Source organism: Mesorhizobium sp. M1A.F.Ca.IN.020.03.2.1 (assembly GCF_004023205.1).
Classification (GTDB): Bacteria; Pseudomonadota; Alphaproteobacteria; order Rhizobiales; family Rhizobiaceae; genus Mesorhizobium.
Map to the genome: position 1 here is coordinate 1 of NZ_RZSV01000113.1, position 17,488 is coordinate 17,488.

The 17,488-nt window shown below is 60.7% G+C and carries 20 protein-coding genes; 9 read left to right on the forward strand and 11 right to left on the reverse strand.

Features of this window, described 5'->3' with window-relative positions:
• From EOA79_RS18410 to EOA79_RS32840, 3 genes are all read left to right on the forward strand, one after another.
• On the forward strand, nt 1-573 hold a 573-nt coding region (locus EOA79_RS18410), incomplete at its 5' end, for a class I SAM-dependent methyltransferase (protein WP_164893879.1).
• A 64-nt stretch (nt 574-637) separates the two neighbouring features.
• Nucleotides 638-856, forward strand: a complete 219-nt coding sequence (locus EOA79_RS18415; RefSeq protein ID WP_066992288.1) for a hypothetical protein — start codon at nt 638-640, stop codon at nt 854-856.
• Between the two features lie 183 nt (nt 857-1,039).
• Nucleotides 1,040-1,216, forward strand: coding sequence for a hypothetical protein (locus EOA79_RS32840; RefSeq protein WP_082953720.1), 177 nt, complete (start codon nt 1,040-1,042; stop codon nt 1,214-1,216).
• A 9-nt stretch (nt 1,217-1,225) separates the two neighbouring features.
• On the opposite strand, the gene EOA79_RS18420 is transcribed toward EOA79_RS32840, so the two are convergent.
• The 4 genes from EOA79_RS18420 to EOA79_RS18435 form a co-directional block, all read right to left on the reverse strand.
• Nucleotides 1,226-1,810, reverse strand: coding sequence for a sigma-70 family RNA polymerase sigma factor (locus tag EOA79_RS18420; RefSeq protein WP_348626855.1), 585 nt, complete (start codon nt 1,808-1,810; stop codon nt 1,226-1,228).
• A gap of 374 nt (nt 1,811-2,184) precedes the next feature.
• Entirely contained in the window at nt 2,185-2,565 is a 381-nt protein-coding gene (locus tag EOA79_RS18425) for a response regulator (protein ID WP_095802758.1), read from the reverse strand.
• Complete coding sequence (locus EOA79_RS18430) at nt 2,562-6,155, reverse strand: CheR family methyltransferase (RefSeq protein WP_127335599.1); 3,594 nt, start codon at nt 6,153-6,155, stop codon at nt 2,562-2,564. The genes EOA79_RS18425 and EOA79_RS18430 overlap by 4 nt, the downstream gene beginning before the upstream one ends.
• Entirely contained in the window at nt 6,109-7,209 is a 1,101-nt protein-coding gene (locus tag EOA79_RS18435; RefSeq protein ID WP_128293145.1) for a chemotaxis protein CheB, read from the reverse strand. The genes EOA79_RS18430 and EOA79_RS18435 overlap by 47 nt, the downstream gene beginning before the upstream one ends.
• 323 nt (nt 7,210-7,532) lie before the next feature.
• Between EOA79_RS18435 and EOA79_RS18440 the strand changes: the two genes are divergently transcribed.
• On the forward strand, nt 7,533-7,970 hold the full coding sequence (locus EOA79_RS18440) for a CBS domain-containing protein (RefSeq protein WP_067320757.1): 438 nt from the start codon (nt 7,533-7,535) through the stop codon (nt 7,968-7,970).
• A 230-nt stretch (nt 7,971-8,200) separates the two neighbouring features.
• On the opposite strand, the gene EOA79_RS18445 is transcribed toward EOA79_RS18440, so the two are convergent.
• Complete coding sequence (locus EOA79_RS18445; RefSeq protein WP_127334769.1) at nt 8,201-9,115, reverse strand: YihY/virulence factor BrkB family protein; 915 nt, start codon at nt 9,113-9,115, stop codon at nt 8,201-8,203.
• Between the two features lie 365 nt (nt 9,116-9,480).
• Between EOA79_RS18445 and EOA79_RS18450 the strand changes: the two genes are divergently transcribed.
• Nucleotides 9,481-9,921, forward strand: a complete 441-nt coding sequence (locus tag EOA79_RS18450; protein ID WP_245479148.1) for a hypothetical protein — start codon at nt 9,481-9,483, stop codon at nt 9,919-9,921.
• 391 nt (nt 9,922-10,312) lie between these two features.
• Nucleotides 10,313-10,525 (forward strand): hypothetical protein, encoded by a 213-nt coding sequence (locus EOA79_RS18455; protein WP_095779495.1) that lies wholly within the window; start codon nt 10,313-10,315, stop codon nt 10,523-10,525.
• Nucleotides 10,526-11,683: 1,158 nt separating this feature from the next.
• Here the strand turns inward: EOA79_RS18455 and EOA79_RS18460 are convergent.
• Nucleotides 11,684-11,893, reverse strand: coding sequence for a hypothetical protein (locus EOA79_RS18460; protein ID WP_095826181.1), 210 nt, complete (start codon nt 11,891-11,893; stop codon nt 11,684-11,686).
• 1,403 nt (nt 11,894-13,296) lie between these two features.
• On the opposite strand from EOA79_RS18460, the gene EOA79_RS18465 reads away from it, so the two are divergent.
• Nucleotides 13,297-13,620 (forward strand): hypothetical protein, encoded by a 324-nt coding sequence (locus tag EOA79_RS18465; RefSeq protein ID WP_245322511.1) that lies wholly within the window; start codon nt 13,297-13,299, stop codon nt 13,618-13,620.
• A gap of 212 nt (nt 13,621-13,832) precedes the next feature.
• Here the strand turns inward: EOA79_RS18465 and EOA79_RS18470 are convergent, their stop codons facing one another.
• Nucleotides 13,833-14,060, reverse strand: coding sequence for a hypothetical protein (locus EOA79_RS18470; RefSeq protein WP_067320564.1), 228 nt, complete (start codon nt 14,058-14,060; stop codon nt 13,833-13,835).
• Between the two features lie 972 nt (nt 14,061-15,032).
• On the opposite strand from EOA79_RS18470, the gene EOA79_RS18475 reads away from it, so the two are divergent.
• On the forward strand, nt 15,033-15,218 hold the full coding sequence (locus tag EOA79_RS18475) for a DUF3606 domain-containing protein (protein ID WP_066994850.1): 186 nt from the start codon (nt 15,033-15,035) through the stop codon (nt 15,216-15,218).
• A 94-nt stretch (nt 15,219-15,312) separates the two neighbouring features.
• On the opposite strand, the gene EOA79_RS33655 is transcribed toward EOA79_RS18475, so the two are convergent.
• Complete coding sequence (locus EOA79_RS33655) at nt 15,313-15,903, reverse strand: KTSC domain-containing protein (RefSeq protein WP_245307390.1); 591 nt, start codon at nt 15,901-15,903, stop codon at nt 15,313-15,315.
• A 197-nt stretch (nt 15,904-16,100) separates the two neighbouring features.
• Between EOA79_RS33655 and EOA79_RS18485 the strand changes: the two genes are divergently transcribed.
• Nucleotides 16,101-16,409 carry a hypothetical protein gene (locus tag EOA79_RS18485; protein ID WP_127239691.1) on the forward strand — a complete coding sequence of 103 codons (309 nt, stop codon included), beginning with the start codon at nt 16,101-16,103 and terminating at the stop codon, nt 16,407-16,409.
• Nucleotides 16,410-16,449: 40 nt separating this feature from the next.
• Here the strand turns inward: EOA79_RS18485 and EOA79_RS18490 are convergent, their stop codons facing one another.
• The 3 genes from EOA79_RS18490 to EOA79_RS18500 all read right to left on the reverse strand — a co-directional run.
• The gene (locus EOA79_RS18490; RefSeq protein WP_095779498.1) at nt 16,450-16,677 is read right to left on the reverse strand and encodes a DUF768 domain-containing protein; all 228 of its coding nucleotides are present in this window, start codon (nt 16,675-16,677) and stop codon (nt 16,450-16,452) included.
• Nucleotides 16,674-16,856 carry a hypothetical protein gene (locus EOA79_RS18495; RefSeq protein ID WP_067320556.1) on the reverse strand — a complete coding sequence of 61 codons (183 nt, stop codon included), beginning with the start codon at nt 16,854-16,856 and terminating at the stop codon, nt 16,674-16,676. Before EOA79_RS18495 ends, EOA79_RS18490 begins: the two co-directional genes overlap by 4 nt.
• 216 nt (nt 16,857-17,072) lie before the next feature.
• Nucleotides 17,073-17,488 (reverse strand): SDR family oxidoreductase (locus tag EOA79_RS18500; protein WP_128293147.1); only part of this gene is annotated, 416 nt, incomplete at its 5' end.

Genomic DNA, 17,488 nt, shown 5'->3' on the forward strand with positions numbered 1-17,488 from the left:
TCTCCGGCGGCCAGCGTCCAACTTTCGTCGCTTGGCGACGAGGAAAAGCTTACGGCTGCAACGGCCGAAATCGTCTCCTGGCTGGAGCGACAGGATTTTACCGGCGCGGACAAGACAATACTCGATATCGGCTCCGGCATCGGCCGCTTCGAATGCGCGCTCCACGCCAGAGCGAAGCATATCGTCGGCATCGATATCTCCCCCAGGATGGTTGCCGTCGCGCGCCGACGCTGCGCCGGTCTTGGCAATGTTGAATTCCGCCGGACCTCCGGCCTCGACCTTGGCGAATTCGTCAATGCGGGTTTTGATGGCGTGCTGGCGGTCGACAGCTTCCCTTACCTGGTACTTGCCGGCGTCGCCGAGCGGCACTTTATCGAAGTGGCGCGCGTGTTGCGGCCAGGAGGGATGGCGGCAATCCTCAATTATTCATATCGGATGTCGCCCGCCGCCGATTCCTCCGACATCGGCCATCTCGCCCGAATATGCGCCATGGACGTCCTCATCGATGGCGAGATGCCTTTCCGTCGATGGGACGGCACCGCCTTTCTTATTCGTCGTACCGGCGGAACATAACCGACGGACCGAAGTTCGGGCCCCAAACCACTTGCGCAGAAGCTGGAAGACCCAGGAGAAGAAGATGGCGTCCGGCGGTAAGAAACACATGGGACGCGGCAGTCAGGGCAAAGGTGCCGGGACCGGAGCGAAGACGACGGTTCCGAAAGACATGATTGGCGAAAATGACGTCCTGTCGAACCGGGATAAGAAGCAGCATACAAAAGAACGCGGCCTCGACAGCAATCGGATCAAGTCCGATCAGTATCAAGACCACGCGGCAAACCGGATTCCGGAAGACTGATCTTGCGGGGACTATCGCAAGACTTTGCCGGCTCGGAACGGATCAGTTCAGGCAAAGGGTTTTCGCTCCGCCACGATCTGCTGCGGGGCTGAAGCTGATCGGCGGCTGGAAGCGCCTTGCAAACTCCGGCCGTGTATGGTCTCAAGTGAATCTAGAAGGGGCCACATTTGCTAAGAGAATGCCATGTCTCGTCCGAGCCAGCGCGATCCCGTCAGCCAGGCAAGCCTGGGCATAGACCAAGAGATCGCGTCGTTGTTGACCGCCATTGAGCAGGAAAAAGTTCCTGATCGCCTGGCTAAGCTCGCGATCGAGTTGCAGAATGCGCTGATCGAGAAGCGCCGGTGCAAAAAGGAGAACTGACGACAAGCCTCATCGATGCCTGTCAGCGCTTCTGTCCCAGTGATCTTCCGCGAGATGGTCGTGTCTTTCGACCAGCGCTTGCGATGAGCTTTCATCAAGGAATTCCAGGACGCTTGCACGCGCGCGGTTGAGACGGCTTTTAACGGTCCCGACCGCGCAATCGCATATCTCCGCGGTTTCTTCGTAGCTGACGCCCAGCACACCGATCAGCGTCAGTACCTCGCGCTGATGTATCGGAAGCTTCTGGATGGCGCGGTAGACCTCCTTGGTCCGAACGGACCAGTCCTGCGAGGCTTCCGAAATCGGCCGGCTGGAGGCGCAGTCAAGCAAACCGGGCGCTTCCCTAGCTGCCGCCTTGACCCGCGTGTAATGCGTATTGCGCATGATGGTGAAAAGCCAGGACTTCAATCGCGTCCCCGGCTCGAACTTGTCCAAATTCGCAAGCCCCTTGGTCAGGGTCTCCTGCACCAAATCGTCGGCATCATCGGGCAAGCGGCAAAAAGTGCGCGCAAAAGCACGCAAGGCAGGAATGAGGTCAACGACAGCGACCTCGCCCGGTACGCAGTCAGGCACGGCATGGCCTTTGGGTAACACGGTTCTCACCCCAGCAGAGAGAGTTGATGGGCATTGATTAGGGAGAATGCGTGACGATGATGATCGTTCCTGTTGTAAGCGAACTTGCTTGAACGCCTTCGCCAACCCCCGGCGTCGCCGTTCGAGTTAGAGGAACGAACTCGCCAATCCCCCCGAGGCCGCAAAGATCACCACGGTCGTGGTGCCCCCCAGGATGTTGGTGCTTCGGCTATTGACCTGGTCGCTCGCGATCCTGCGACCGTTCGTCAGCCAACGGATCAACAGCAGCGGAGAGTGGAAAAGTCCTCCACGATGCCAGACGGGACCAATGCCTGCATTGGATGTTGCGAACGCTTGCAAGAAGCCGATTGCCAAAGGCGAGGCGCCCCGAAGCCTCAGTGCTTATGCGCGCCAAATCGGGCGACCGCCTCGATCAGCACTTTGGAGTCTACTGGCTTCGACAGTCTCGGCGAATCCCGGAACTGATCGGGAAAGACCGTTGCGCTGTCATAGCCGGTGAGGAAGAGGAAAGGAACGTGGCGCGCTGCGAGGTGCTCGGCAAGCGGGAAACTGCGTTCGCCATGCAGGTTCACGTCGAGCACCGCCCCATCGAGTTCGACGCCATCGATCTGCTCGAGCGCCTGTTGAACCGAGGGCGCGGGCCCCACCACATGGCAGCCCGCATCGGTCAGTTCGTCGGAGAGGTCGAGCGCAACCAGGAAAGCGTCCTCGACGACGAGGATCCGCAGGCCCGATAATGGAGCGCTCTTGTTCATGCGTAGCCGGGCAGCGGCTCGAAGGCTTCGGTTCGGGCAAGGGGGATTTCAAGCAGGCACTCCAGGCCGGTGGGCCGGAAGTTCAATTCGACACTCCCCCTCAGCTCGTACTCCAAACTCTGCTGGATGAAAGTGGTTCCAAAATTTCTGCGGGATGGCTCTTCCACGGCCGGACCGCCGAGTTCCTTCCAGCTGATCGAAAGCATGCCCGGCTTCACCACGTTCCAGGAGACCTCGATGCGTCCGGTCTCGACGGAAAGCGCCCCATATTTGGCAGCGTTGCTGGCAAGCTCGAAGAAGACCATGCCGAGCGCCGCCGCCGTTGCCGCATCGAGATGAAACGGCGGCCCATGCAGGACCAGGTTCTGCCGTTCTGTGCTGTTGTAGGGAGAAAATGTCGCCCTGAGCAGCTGCTCGAGGTCGGCGTCGCCCCAATTATGGGAAGACAGGACCTCATGCGTGCGGGCCATCGCGTGCAGTCGCTCATGGAATGATGTCGCGAATTCCCCCATTGAGCTTGACGAGCGGATCATGCGCGAGGTCAGTGCGGTGATCGTGGCTAGGATGTTCTTCACACGATGCTGCAGCTCGTGCAGCAGCCTCTCCTGAGCGCGCTCGGCCTCCTTATGGTTCGAGACATCGACCAGGGCCGCAATAGCGCCCCGAACCCTGCCGGACTCGTCAAACAGCGGATTGGCCGACATCATCACGTCGATGCTTGAGCCGTCCGCCTGGGCGATTCGGGCTTCGTAGCCGGGGACGGGCTTGCCCGTTCGCATCGCCTTCTGCAGCGGCTGCTCGTGCGTTTCCACCACGGAGCCGTTCACCATCAGCGGCAGGACCGCCGGCACAGTGCTGAGCTTGCCGTCCGCGGCGCGCCGGCCGGCGAGCTCGGCGGCGCGGCGATTGGCGCGGATGGCATCGCCGTCGCCGTCCTCGGCGATGAAGATGCCGACAGGCACAAGGTCCAGAACAGTCTCCAGGCTTTCGAGGCGGTTGCGCAGGTCGTGCGACAGCGCGCCGATCTTTTCCTCCGCCTGCGCGATCTGGGTAATGTCGACGAAGGTGACGACGACGCCGGCGATGACATTGTCGACGGTACGATAGGGCATCACGCGCATGATGTATCGCTTGGCGCTTTCAATGACTTCCACCTGCCTTTCTATCGTCCCCAGCCGCTGCAGCACCTGCTCCATGTCTGCCTGCAGCCGGTCCGCGGCAAAGCGCGGCCGCACATGCGCGAGCGGCCGGCCGACATCGCTTTCGACCAGCCTGAACAGGTCCCGCGCCGTCGGCGTGAAGTTCTTGACGCAAAGATCGCGGTCGAGGAACACGGTCGCGATCTGCGTGCTCTCGAGCAGGTTGGACATGTCGTTGTTGGCGCGGCTGAGCTCGTCGACGCGGACGTTGAGCTCGGCATTGACGGTCTGCAGTTCCTCGTTGATCGATTGCAGCTCCTCCTTGGAGGTCTCCAACTCCTCGTTGGACGATTGCAGCTCCTCGTTGATAGAGGACAGTTCTTCGTTAGAGGATTTCAACTCCTCGTTGGAGGATTCTAGCTCCTCCGTCGTGATCTGCAGCCGTTCCCTGGTTTCCCGCAGCTCCTTTTCGAGCTGACTGACATTGGCGCTTTCGACATCGTCGGTCGTCTGGACAGGCTCATCCTCTGCCTCCGCCTTTATCCCGCCGATATCGCGGAAGACCAGCATGTAGAGCGGATCCGAATTGCCGTCGACCGGCAGCGGCTGCACGGCGAGGCTGATCGTCTGGCGTCCGCCATTGGTGCCGATGCTGATCTTGTTCTGCACCGCCATCTGTCCGGTGCTGACTGCCTTGTGAAGGGCAGCGCGCAGATCCATGCGCAGCCCGCGACGGGCCATGGAGAAGACGTTGTGGTCGGGCGCGCCGGCGGCAAGTTCCAGATATTTGCCTGTCCCGCCCGAGCTGTGCATCAATTCGCCGGCGGCGTTGACGACCACGTAGGCCGGAGCATAGCGCTCGACCAGGAAGCGTTCGGCAACTTCTTGCAGGGTTCCTGTCGTTGCCCGCGGGCGCGTGCTGGGAACAGCCTGCCTGGCGGCGGCGGCAAGTGGGAATTCCGGCAGGCGTTGCGCGGCGACCTCACTGCGCTTCTGGAAGATGCGGGTCGCCTTGTCGATGGTCGAGAACAGGCGCGCATGGCGCGTAACGTTCTCGGACGAGCCGAGGAAGAGATAGCCGTTATTGCGCAACGCATAATGGAAGATCGGGATGATCTTCTCCTGCAGCTCCGGCCCCATATAGATCAAGAGGTTGCGGCAGGCGATGAGGTCCAGCTTGGAAAACGGCGGGTCGCGCAACAGATTGTGCGCCGAGAACAGGCAGGCTTCCCGCAACTCGGCGGAAACACGATATGTGCCGTCCTCGCGCGAGAAGAATTCCTTCAGGCGCTTCGGCGTGATGTCGCTTGCGACGGTCGCCGGATAGCGGCCGGCGCGCGCCACTTCCAGCGCACGCTCGTCGATGTCGGTGGCGAAGATCTGCAGGTTGGGAGAAGCGGCGCCCCGCGGCGCGTTCTCCTTCAAAAGCATGGCGATCGAATAGGCTTCCTCTCCGGTGGCGCAGCCGGGCACCCAGGCCCTGATCGTCTCGTCCGGCTTGCGGCCCCCGAAAAGCTTCGGAATAACCAAGCTCTCTAGCGCATCGAAAGCCTGCGGGTCCCGGAAGAAGCTGGTCACGCCGATGAGCAGGTCCTGGAACAGAAGGTCGACCTGCTGCGGCTCGTCGCGCAGCCGCTCGTAGAAAGCCGTGGGATCGTCGACCTGCAGCACCTGCATGCGGCGTTGGATGCGCCGCAGGATGGTGTTGTCCTTGTAGCCGCTGAAATCATGGCCCGTGCGCGTACGCAACAGCCCCGTGATCCGCGAAAGCTGTTCGCCCACTTCGCGCTTGCGGCGGTCGCGTTCGCTTTCATCGCGGTTGGCGTGGCTGAAATAGCCGACGAGCTTCGCAGCCATCTCCTCGGCCGGCAGCACCATGTCAACCAGGCCGCTCTGCACGGCGCTGCGCATCATGCCATCATATTCGGCGCTCTGCTGCGCCAGCGTTAGGCCGCCATGTTCCTTTATTGCCCTGAGCCCGATCGTGCCGTCGCTGCCGGTTCCGGAAAGGATCAGCCCGGCCGCATCCTCCCCTTGATCCTGTGCCAGGGACGTGAAGAAATCGTCGATCGGCGTCCGCTTCGCGCGCGTGGCGGCCATCTTGGCCATGTTGAAACGCTGTCCCCGGATGGTCACCGAGACGCCCGGCGGGATGACGTAGATGTTGTTCGGCTCGACTTCCGCGCCTTCGACCGCGGTCTGCGTTTCGATCGCGGTGGAGCGCTGGATGATGCTCGCGAGCACACTCTCATGCTCGGCATCGAGGTGTTGGATCACGACATAGGCAAAGCCGCTGTCGGCCGGCACTTCCGGAAAGAACTTCTGCAACGCCGCGATGCCGCCGGCCGATGCGCCGATGCCGATGACAGGGAACAGCGCGGGCTCTCTCTCATCCTGGCGCGGGCTAGTCCGTGCCTTCCTTGTGCTTGCCTTCCTCGCCGCCTGCGCCATTGCCTGTTACCTGTGTCCGCCTGCTTTCCAGGATGCGCTCGATGACGGAGGCATCCGCTTCGTATTCCCTCGCCCGCTTGCCGAACTCGCTGGCGAGTTGGGAGCGATGTCGCGTCTTCTCCCGCTCCGCCATGCGCCGGGCAAACTCCGCCCGCTGCTGATGCGACCGCAGCAGGCTCCACAGGATCTCGTCCGCCTCGATCGCCTGCGCCTCCATGACCGCGTCTGCGGTGAAGGCATGCCCGGTATGGCACCGATAACGCAGCATGTCACCGTCTTCGATCTCCCACAGCGGCCCGTGGCATTCCGGGCATGTAAACACCGACAGTTCGCCAAGTCGATCTTCGTCTTTCATGGTCGAATGCTCCTGTGCCGCGATTGCGGCCTCCAGCCTGACCGTCGGTGGGGCCGGCAACGTTTCTCCGGCCGGCTCGGCCGCCAGCTTGCCCAGCAAGCCGCCGAGTTTGGCGGCGGGTTCGCAATGATCGATGTCGACATAACGCAGCGCGCTTTCCACCATGGAAGGCACCAGCGCGTCCTTGGGATGCTGGACCACCGCGAGGCCGCCGACCGCCTTGATTGCCCTCAGGCCGGCGGTGCCGTCGGAAAGCGCGCCCGACAGCAGCACGCCGACGACGCTTGCGCCGAAGCTCAGCGCCGCCGAGCGGAACAGCGGGTCTACCGCCGGCCGCGCGAGGTTTTCGCGCGGGCCGCGGCGCAGCATCATGTGATCGTCATGCAGAAGAAGATGGAAGCCGGGCGGCGCGACATAGATGTTTCCCATCTTGAAGGACTCGCCGTTCTTGGCGCCGGAGGCTTTCAGCGCTCCCGCACGGTCGAGGATTTCCGGCAGATAGCTGACCTGGCCGACATGGACCACGACGAACACGGCCGCCGGTAGATCGGCAGGCAGGTCGCTCACGATCGCTTTCAGGGGCTCAACCCCGCCAGCGGACGCCCCGATGACGATGATGGAGCGGTTGCGCGCCTTAGCTTGCCGCGAGCTTGTCTCGGCCTCGCGGGCAGGTGAGATCCGGTTTCGAAAGTCGGCCATGGCTCCCCTATCAGGTCGCCCCCAGCCCATAACACAATGGCCGAAGGCAGGACTCTGTTCCATGAGCCGCGCACGCAACCAACGCAACGATCACCGGGACCGCAACAGCACGAACGGGTCTCGGCCGAACATGGGGCGATGGGCTGCCGGCCTTGCTTCCCTCAGGCCTGCGCAAGGACCGGTCGCCTGCCCGGCTGTCAATCGAGCCCAGCGGAACTTTCCATGCCCCTCGCCCCGCCAGATTTGAAGGAACCAATAGCGCCGAGCATTTGTTTTCTCAGTTCAGGTTCGGCGGGTGGGCTCCGCAACAAAGGGAGATAGCCATGAAGGTCGGCAGTTGCATGACAAAGGACGTTGCCGTCGCGAATCCCGAACAGTCGATCCGCGAGGTGGCGCTGATGATGGGCAAGCTCGACGCCGGCGTCGTGCCTGTCGGTGAAAATGACCGGCTGGTGGGGATGATCACCGACCGGGACATGGTCATCCGCGGGATAGCGCTGGGCAAAGGTCCCGATACCAGGGTGCGCGATGTCATGAGCCAAGAGGTAAGATATTGCTTCGATGACGAAGACGTCGATCATGTTCTTGCTAACATGGGAGACTTGCAGGTGCGGCGGCTCCCGGTTCTGAACCGAGACAAACGGCTCGTTGGCATCATCTCCCTTGGAGACCTCGCAAGAAAGGGTGAGACACGGGAGGCGGGAGAGGCTTTGAGCGGCATTTCGGCGCCGGGCGGTGTTCATTCGCAGACCGCCCATTGATGACAACGACGACATCGGGGTCTGTTTGATCGTCGGTTGACGCCCGCCGGGCGTGACTGGGTTGCGGCGGCCACATCGCGGCTTCGCAACCTGATCACGTCCTGCGGACCGACAGGTGGCGACGATCCCTCTCAGGTTGTCAGCCTAAGCCAACGCTGTCTGGCCCAACGCCTGATCTCTTTAGGCAGAGGGTCGCGCGCAGTGTTGCGTTCTCCGGCGTTGCTTGACCGTCACCTCTCCGTCTTTCCGACCTCCGGCTTCATAACCCGCCTGAGGTCGGCCCGGCTTCCGCTGCTCACCGAATAGGCGCGCGTGATTTCGGCGCCGAACAGAAAGATTTGAGCCGAGTAATAGACCCATAGCAGCACCACCATCAGCGCGCCGGCGGCGCCATAGGAAGTGGCGATCGAACTGCTGCCGATGTACCAGCCGATCAGCGACTTGCCGATGGTGAAGAGAAGCGCGGTGACCAGCGCACCGACAGCGACATCGCGCCATTTGAGACTGCGGTCCGGCAGGACCTTGTAAATCGCCGCGAAGAGCAGCGCGATCAACGCGAACGAAACGATCGTATTGATCGAACTCACAATCAGTTCGCCGAACGGCAGGTGTTGGTTGATGACATCGGCCAACAGCGAGATGGCCGTGCTCGCCGCGAGCGACACGAGCAGCATGAAGCCGAGCGCGGCGACGAGACCAAGGCTCGCCGCCCTCGCCCGCACCAAACGCGAGAGCGACATGGCCCTTGGCTCGACCTTCCAGATCTCATTCAGCGACTGCTGCATCTCGCCAAAGACGCCGGAGGCTGTGATCAGGAGCGTCACCAGCCCGATAATGGTGGCAAGCGCGCCGGACCAGGGACGCGAAGCGGTCTCGATCGTCGCCTTCAAGAGGTCGGCGCTCTGCGGACCCATCACGCCCGATATCTGGGCCGAGAGCGCGAGCTGGGCGGCGTCCTTGCCGACGACGAGACCTGCGACCGCCACAACGATCAGAAGGATCGGCGCAAGAGAGGTGGTGGCATAGAAGGCAATCGCCGCCCCATGGCTCAGCGCGTTGTCATCCATATAACCGCTGACGCTTTCTTTCAGCAGAAGCCAGGCCTCCTGAAGCCAGCCGGTCCTTGATTTCCCGTCCTTTGCCATGCGCTCGACACCGAACTGAAGCGGGCCGGGTGGGACAAGAGCTCGACTGCCTTTTCGTTGGCCAGGATGTGAAGCCGGAAAAACCACCCTGTTCTCTTTGCCACCAGGTCCGGCTGACGCGGCCCGCAGAGGTCAATGACGCCGCGGGCGGGAGGTTCCGATCTATTCGCTTGCGGGGTCTTTTGGACATCGCGCTGGGCCTTCACGCCGCCGATGCCGTCGTGAACGCGACTGCGCGATCAGATCGAAGCTGGCGCTCGTTGAAGGCTAAAAGAATGCCCGGCCGAAACCGGGCAGGAGACTTTGTAGGAGCCGATGATCGGACATCCGGCCTCGCTAATGTATTCGCACCTTATGACGGACTCATGAAGGCCGCCATCCTCCAGGAACAAACCCCGGATTGGCGCGTATTGGCTGAACAGCCGGGTCCAGATGGGGGCACAATGTCAACTCGCAAGAAGCGCCACACCCAAAATGCATTCTCGCTTTGTGGAGACCTGATGTTGGCACCCGCTGTTGTCGCCATGCGCCTTCCGCTGATTGCTTTGGATGCAAGCAGCCGTGCCCCGAAAGGGATTGAGGCGATGCTTGCGGTTAACGAGAAGGCGCTCGCCTTCGCCGAAGGCATGGCGGCTGCACAATTGGTGATCTTAAGATCGGCTTTAAGGTTTTGGCCTGAAGTTCTATCCGGCCGGAGCCCGTCTTTTCTAAGCGGCGGTGCTCTGAAGGAGTCCATGGTCGCAGCACTCAAACCTGCCGGCCGCCGGGTCCGAACAAATTTCAACCGGCTCTCCAAACTGGGCTGATTGGGGCCAGATTGATGTTTGGGCCGAAGCGGTCGCGGACCGCCGGCAATCGAGCATGACGAGGCAGTCGAGGCAGCCGGCCGTGGCACACATGCCCGCGTCGATCGGCGCTTGTCCAGCCGCCATGTGGCGATTGAAGGCGAGCTCGGCCTTTTGGCTGAATTTGATTTATTAGTAGATGCGCATATACTCGTTTGCCGGCATCGTGTTCCCTAAGCCCCTGCCGGTCAAGGCCCGGTGGCCACCCCATAGCCACCCAAGGCTACCGGGCCACCTGCCCCGTCCTCTAGGCGCCCAAGGCTGCCCTGCAATCGCTCGCTATGGGCCAGCGAAATGGAAGACCCGGAACAACCCTCGTCGCTCCAAGTTCGGGTCGCTGTTTGGAGCGATCATGAAGACATACCGAGTTGAAGAGATGGCTGGCGACCAGGTGGTGGCTTATCACGTTGCCAATGCCCGTGCCCCTTGGGAGGCTGCTCAGAAAGTTACCGGCAAAGACGTCCTGGCGAGACGGGATGAACATTTCTGGGTGCGGGTGACCGATGAAGGAAACCGCGCAATTTATAAATATGCATTCAGGCTTGACGCACCGGACTGCCTTTGAGGCTCCGTCCGGTCGGGCCTGGGAAAGGGAGGCGGCGCATTCGGGTCCGGGCAATCGACGCTTGGCACCTTTCCGCAGGGTGATGCGGGATCATCGCCGGCATCAGCATACCGCTCTACGAGTTTTGCAAACCCGTAGGCGAAGGCGGCGAGAAGCGCCAGGACAACCGCTATTCGAACGGCCATTGGAGATTATACCCCGGTCGGCCTGCGGATAGTAATCACTACTGCTATCCCGGCGAGCCGCCGGCGAAGCTGAATTAGCCGGATCAGCAGAAGAGCCCGCCGCACCTCCTCCGCGGGCGGGCTCTTTGCGTCGGGGTCAACCCGACCAAGGCGCGCTCGACCGTCTCTGTTTGCCGGGAGCTGCGCCCAGAAAGCGAACTGCAGCGGCACAGAATTGTTCCAAGACAGACAAGAGAGCCCGCTCGCCTGAGGTCGAACGGGCTACGCCTCCGCGCGGCGCGGTGAACCTCGGCCGGAGACACACGCCGCGCGACCCAACCGGGACGATTGGCAGAATGATCGCTTCCGCCGATGCGACAGAAGTCCGAGAGGCTGACGCTTTGGTCCCCATGCTGAAACCTAAGCCTCGCTGCATCATTTGATAGAGCCGGTGAGGAAGTGCGTCACCTTCCTGGTCGGTAGCAGCTAGATAGATGCCCGCCATTTCCTGCCTGGAGTGACGGGCATCGTCCTTATTGGGACGTCGCGCCGTTCACGAGCGAGACGACGATCACGGCCGTAACGGCGGACAGGCGGTCACGCTTGACCAGGACGGGCTTTCATAGGTGCGCTTCATGGCGAATCCCCCTTGCTGAAGTTGGCTCGCCGATCTGGCTGAGGCAGCACCCGACCGTCATTTAAAAAAAGATGTAGGTCCGGAAGTAGCGACGGAGGGCCGAAGCACGAGGAAGCGGCGCTGATCGACGACAAGGCCCTACAGAGAAGGCCATACAAAAGAAAAGCCCGCCGACCAAAGCCGACGGGCCATCTTCCCTCAAAACTGTGCGCCCCTTTCCCAGATGGTCCGCCCGATTCCGGGAACCCCGCACAAGCGTTTCCTAATACAGTCGCCCCCAAAGGGCTGTAGCCCAGCGGCAACAATGACGAATATTCACAAGGGGCGGGCGGCAGGCAGTCCAGTCCGCTCAGATCGTTACCTCCCTAAAGGTAGCCTGGATAGCAAAACCAGTTCATTCTCGTCCACAATACCCGCCATGAAGTTGGCGATGATGCGAGAGGCCAGCGCCTCACGCTGCTCCGTAGTTTGGCCATCATATTTCAACCGGTCGAAGACGCGGGCCAGAAATTCCAGCTCTTCCGGATCGAAAATTTCCGCTTCCAGTGCTCTGTGGCGGATCGCCATGGCGGTGAACTCCTATTCGGGCCTGGCTCTGCCGGCAGGCTTGCGCATGCGAACCCCAATGGGGAAACTCGAATTTGATTTCAATATGGAACTCCCGTGAGCGTTCCCTTAGCCCGAGATCTAAAAGAAAGGCCCGCCCCTGATGGGAGCCAGGGAGCGGGCCTGCGGAGAATGGGAGGCTCCGCCCGGCGGCGTGCACAGATCGGGAGGGAATTGCGCCGCCGCGCCCCAAACCTCTTCGAATGCGAGGTGTTCCGCGATGGCGGAGCATTTTTCTTGGTGATCCGTTTGTCTCGGGCAGGAGGAGTGTTTCCGTACCGGTTGTCATCGGCATAGGCTTTGCCATCGTTCAAGCCTGCGCACGCTGACACACCCTCTGTTTCATTTCAGGACGGAATATGCTGGCATCAGCCTTGCAAATAGGATGATGCCGGTACCCTCCCGGGTCGGCACTCGTCGGGCTTGGGGCTGGGCTATGGGGCGGCGAGCCCGGCGAGTTCTCAATACGTTAGCAACTGCTTGTAGACATAGATGAACAGGCGGATAATCAGGCCACGCGCGTACGAGGAGCTTTGAGGGAATTCCAGCCATGCGACCGATCCTGCTGATCGTCGCCGCCCTTGCCGCGTTCTTCATCTGGGATGGCGTGGCGAACAAAGGCGCCTATCGAATTGCGCTGATGAAAACATAGACCAGTCCGAGCACTTCCCAGGTCTAGTGCGGGTTGGTTGAACCAATGATTTGAAAGCATTGTCGCTCCGGACGGAAGTCGGACATCCAAACGCATTGGTCCCAGTACTGAAACATTAAGCCCGTTCCGACATTTGGTAGAGCCGGCGGAATCCTTCAGTCGTCGGCGGAGAGAGGTCAGGTACCCGCCATACACTCCCCCGGGTGGCGGGTACCTGTTTGGGTTTTCAGCCGTCAAGCCGCCTTCGCGGTGCTGCTTCGCACGTGGCGGGTATTGACCAACAAGGACCAGAAAGCCCGTCGCGCAATGGCGCAAGCGCGACGGGCTTCTGTTGCTTACGGAGTAGAGCGGCCGCACCCTGAATGGGAGAAAACGAGTGCGGTCGCATGTTACCAACCCAACCGCACCGTTCGGGTTCCATCAGCCTGCTCGAATATTAGCGCCAGCTTGAAGCCATAATATTGGCTGCACTGATTCGGCTCGGCTTTATCCTTATGAATGCGTTCCGGCTATACAATCAGGGGTATATGCTCATTGGTCAGCCGGCGCCGTGTTGCGATTCCGAGCCCCCGCCGGTCAGGCCCGGCTCAATTCTGGCCTTTGTCGGCCAGAGAGCCGGGCCGCTCCGGACACCGGCGCGGTGTACGCCTTTTGGAGAACTACTTTCTTTGCAGACAGCAATTAAAGTATCTTGCAGGAAAGGAGTGCTAAAATGCCGAATGAGAGCAAAAGGCTTATTGAAAAGAATTCCGAAAAGCTTGTTTCAGAGGCCAACGCGCGCCGCGATTTTCTCAAGCAGGCTGGACGCTTTGCTGCGGTGACGCCTCCGGCCATTACATTGCTGCTCGGCACAAGCTTGAACTCCAAGGCGATTGCCAAATCGGGAGGAACACGTCCGGGCAATGGATGGGGTGACAAGAACCACGGTCACGTCGGTCCCAAGCCAAAGTTTTTTAGATCCGGCAACGGAGGGTCGCGGGGGGACAGCTATGGCGGCGGAGCCCATGGGGGCTCGAGGTCCGGCGATCCCAACTAGTGCCGTCGAGGAACGACCTCTTTCCGCTCTACTGAGGTTAGACGGGCCGGCGCATTGGTCGTGATGCTAGAAACAACTGGCCCGATGCATCATCTGGTAGGGCCGGCGAGGAAATGCGTCACCTTCTTCGTCGGCAGCAGTGAAATAGATGCCCGCCATTCCTGGAATGACGGGCATCTGTTGCGTCTCCAGCCGAGGGCACCAGGCTCGCTTTAGCGCACCTTCTCGAGTTCTTCCAACAGCTGGTCAGCGTCAGTTACACCGCGTCCAAAAAGGCTCATGACTTTGACCGCGACGTTTTCGCGCTCATCCTTGCGTTCGATCTTGTGACTGGAGCAGTAGTCACTCACCGCCTTGGCCAGAATGTTGACCTCTGCAGGTTCAACTATACCGCATCCCGCACTCTTGGGCGGGACAGCATTGCGATTGCTTCCACGCATCGTTTACCTCACCCCGATACGCCACAACGGGGAAAGGATACACCCAAAAAAAGTCAGCTACGAGTCAATTGGATCGGACTGAGGTCCCGGGCAAATAGCCGATTGCCTCCATGCTGCGCTACCGAGCAACGGCCGCCCACCGAACTTTTGTCCGGCGTCACTGCGCGGTCTGTGAATTTCGTCTCGGCAGGAGCCCTATCGGCTTGGTTCGCGCATGACATTATAGAGCAGCAGGCCGGCCAGTATCGACACGACTGCGCTTAGCATATCATCGCCGGTCAGCCCTGATGAATATGCGAAAGTTGATGCCAGCTCGGCCATCGTTCGACCCAAGGAGTGCGGGATTGCCCGAGGAGAACTTTTAGATGCCGCTAAAGTTCCTTGTGAGCGCTGGCGGGCTGTCTGCTCATGCCGCGAAGGTGTTTCGGGCTCGTATCGGGGGCAGTGTGAACGCCGTCAGAGACGGCACATTCATCTTCGGCCGGAAATCCCATTCCCAAGCGGAGGAACGCTAGACCCGTTGCCGTGACCCGCCAAGGTTAGACAACGGGCCTAGCTATCGGTTCGCTTCTCAAGTCGGTGACACTGTCGCCGCAAACCGAACCCAACTCCAAAGCCAGGGCAACGCCCGCCCAGTCATCTACGCAGTTCATTAGCAGGTCCGCAGTAACAAATGTTAATGGTGCACTGCTGGCTTGGCGAGAAAGGCGCCGCTGGAGGAAAGACTGACGCAAGCGACCTTGGCCCGTCGCAGCGCCCAAGGGATCCGCGCAACGGGCCAAGTAACCCGGCCTTCGGCTTTGTGGAGGCCGGTCCTCCCATCCTCCGCCGTGGCGGGCGGAGTGACGTTAATCCTGCACGAGCGAGCAGTCCGTTTTCGATAACTTTTGTTAGTCCCGCCTAAAATTGCCGCTTGCCGCGCCTGGAACATTCCTGCGCGGCCGCTGTTATTCCCTGCCGGAGGAACAAGCGATGGCAGACGACAAGAGCAAGCGTGGTGGCAGTGACCGCAACCGGGTATCAGCGGACGATGACTACGAAGTCCGGCATTTCGCCAACAAGGTCGGGCTGACGGCGCAACAGGTTCGCGATCTCATCAAACAGCACGGCAACGACCGGAAGACCTTGGAACGCGAGGCCGAAAAGCTTCGCGGATGACCAAGAGCTCCAACGCAGCGGCGATCGCCGGGATCCACGCCAAAATCATGAGCAGCGCAGCACGAGCCGCTTGAACTGGACGCTGAATAGCCGGTCAATCATCGTCATCGCTTGTTACGCGACGATATCGGAAGCGATTGCGGATGTGCGCGTTGAAAAAGCGGCCCTTGGCAAAGGCTGATCGGAATGCCGCGAACGTCTCCGGCGGCACCCCCTCGAACTCGTAGCGTTTCCCGCTGGTCACAAACCATACGGAAAGAGTCCCTTTGGCCGGATCGTATTTTGTTTTCTTGATCGAGGTGGACGGCATGGCGCGGCACCCGGTGGTCTGGCATAGAGCGAACGATCCGGCCGGCCTTTTGTTTCCGAAGCTAGTGAGTGAGAGCCAAGTCTCGCAGCCGACGCCGCCGTCCCAGATGCGGACGGGCAGCGGCAGCGCGAGCGCCGCATTCCATGGCATCGAAAAAGCCCGCAGACCGGAGCCTGCGGGCTGAGTATTCTGGAGGTTGGTACCTGAGTGCGCAAACCTGGCAACGTGCGCAGCAGGCATCCAATCAACAAAATCCGACAGCGACCGTTCCCTAAAATTCTGGACCTCGGCCACCGGTCCCAGCGAATGCGGGACAAATGTCGTACGGGCCAACTCAAAGGTCGGGGGCAGGAAACATCTTGCGAGAAATTTCATTGGGTCGCGACTGGCGAGGATGAGCCCCTGCCACCCTCGAGGTCATCTCAACAGACGGAGAGTTCGCAAAGGTTGCCAGGCAGGCCGAGCGGCTGGGCGATAGCAGGTAATGGCAAATCAGTCTGTTCATCGGCCCCCGCACTGTTCGAGGCTCTTATCCTCGGTCTGGCACTTAGATTGGAACCACGGAGGCAATTATGATCGAAATTTCCAACGCCTTGGCCACCAAGTTGACGGGTCTCCAAGAAAGGCTGCGGGCGGCCAACGTGAGCATGGATGACATGCAGGCATTTCAAAGGGTCGCCGACCATATGGACAACGGTCGCGGCGGCATCGACGCCGACGATCTGATCGCGCTCTCCTTTGTCATGTCGGATGACGCTGAGCGATCGCAGATGGAAACAGCGCCGGCGATCGAGCCTGCAGCCCATAGGCAGCATCGGTCCGTCGGCCGATCCCGCGGCGCGAAAGGGACGGGCTACATCGTTCCGCGCAAGGCGGGCTGAACGCGCCCCTATCCGGGTTAATTGCAGGCTGCCTTGGCTTTCAATCGGACTTGCCCGAGTCCTCAAGTCCGACGATTGCAGCCAGTATGGCATCGTAAGCGCTCCCGATCTCCTCTTCAATCTCATGCTCGGAAACACCTGCGGCCTTCGCATCTGCAAAGAGCTTGGTCGTCAATTCCGCGACGGAAATGATGTCAGCGCCGACGCTGCCGCGCATCACGTTGTTGGTAATCCATTCGCCAAAGAATTCGGCCCCGCGTTCGCTCATAGGCGATGCCGCGCCTTCAGAAAATGAGCCTCTCGAAGCAGGGAATTCCAATCGGTCCCGATCAACTCGATCAGTTCGCGGGCTTGCTCTTCGGAAATGTCTGCCTCCCTGGCCAATCGGCCGGCCAGGATCTCAACGGCACCGTCATGCGAGTCGCCTTTGTCGGTGTGCTCGTTCATCGAAACCTCCTAGCCTTGAAAACTGCCGAAAGGCCGACAGGTTCAGGCTTGTGCCGAAAATCTGAATTCCTTCGGACTCTTCCCAGCGTCTGCGACTGCCTTGCCGGCCGTTTGGCCAACCAGATTATCTGGGCGGCCCGTCAGGCCGGATTACCAAGACGGCCGGCGGATCGAGAACCGCCTTTTTCATCAAGACCTTCATATAGGCGGCCGCGGTCAATAGCCCCCAATGATCGGCAGGATCTCGCCGGTGATATAGCTGGAGCATTGCGGCGAAGCGAGAAATACATAGGCAGGCGCGATCTCTTCCGGCTGGGCTGGCCGTTTCATCGGGGTCTTTGCGCCAAACTGCGAGACCTTCTCCGCTTCCTTCTCCGACGGGTTCAGCGGCGTCCAAACCGGCCCCGGCGCCACGGCATTGACGCGAATGCCCTTGCTGATCAGGTTACCAGAGAGCGCCCGGGTGAAGGCGTGAATGCCGCCCTTGGTCATCGAATAATCGATGAGTTCCTTCGAGCCTTCGATGCCGGTGACCGACCCGGTGTTGATGATGGCCGAACCCGGCTTCATATGCGGAACGGCTTCCTGGGCCATGTGGAAGTAGCCGTAGAGATTTGTCTTCAGCGTGGTGT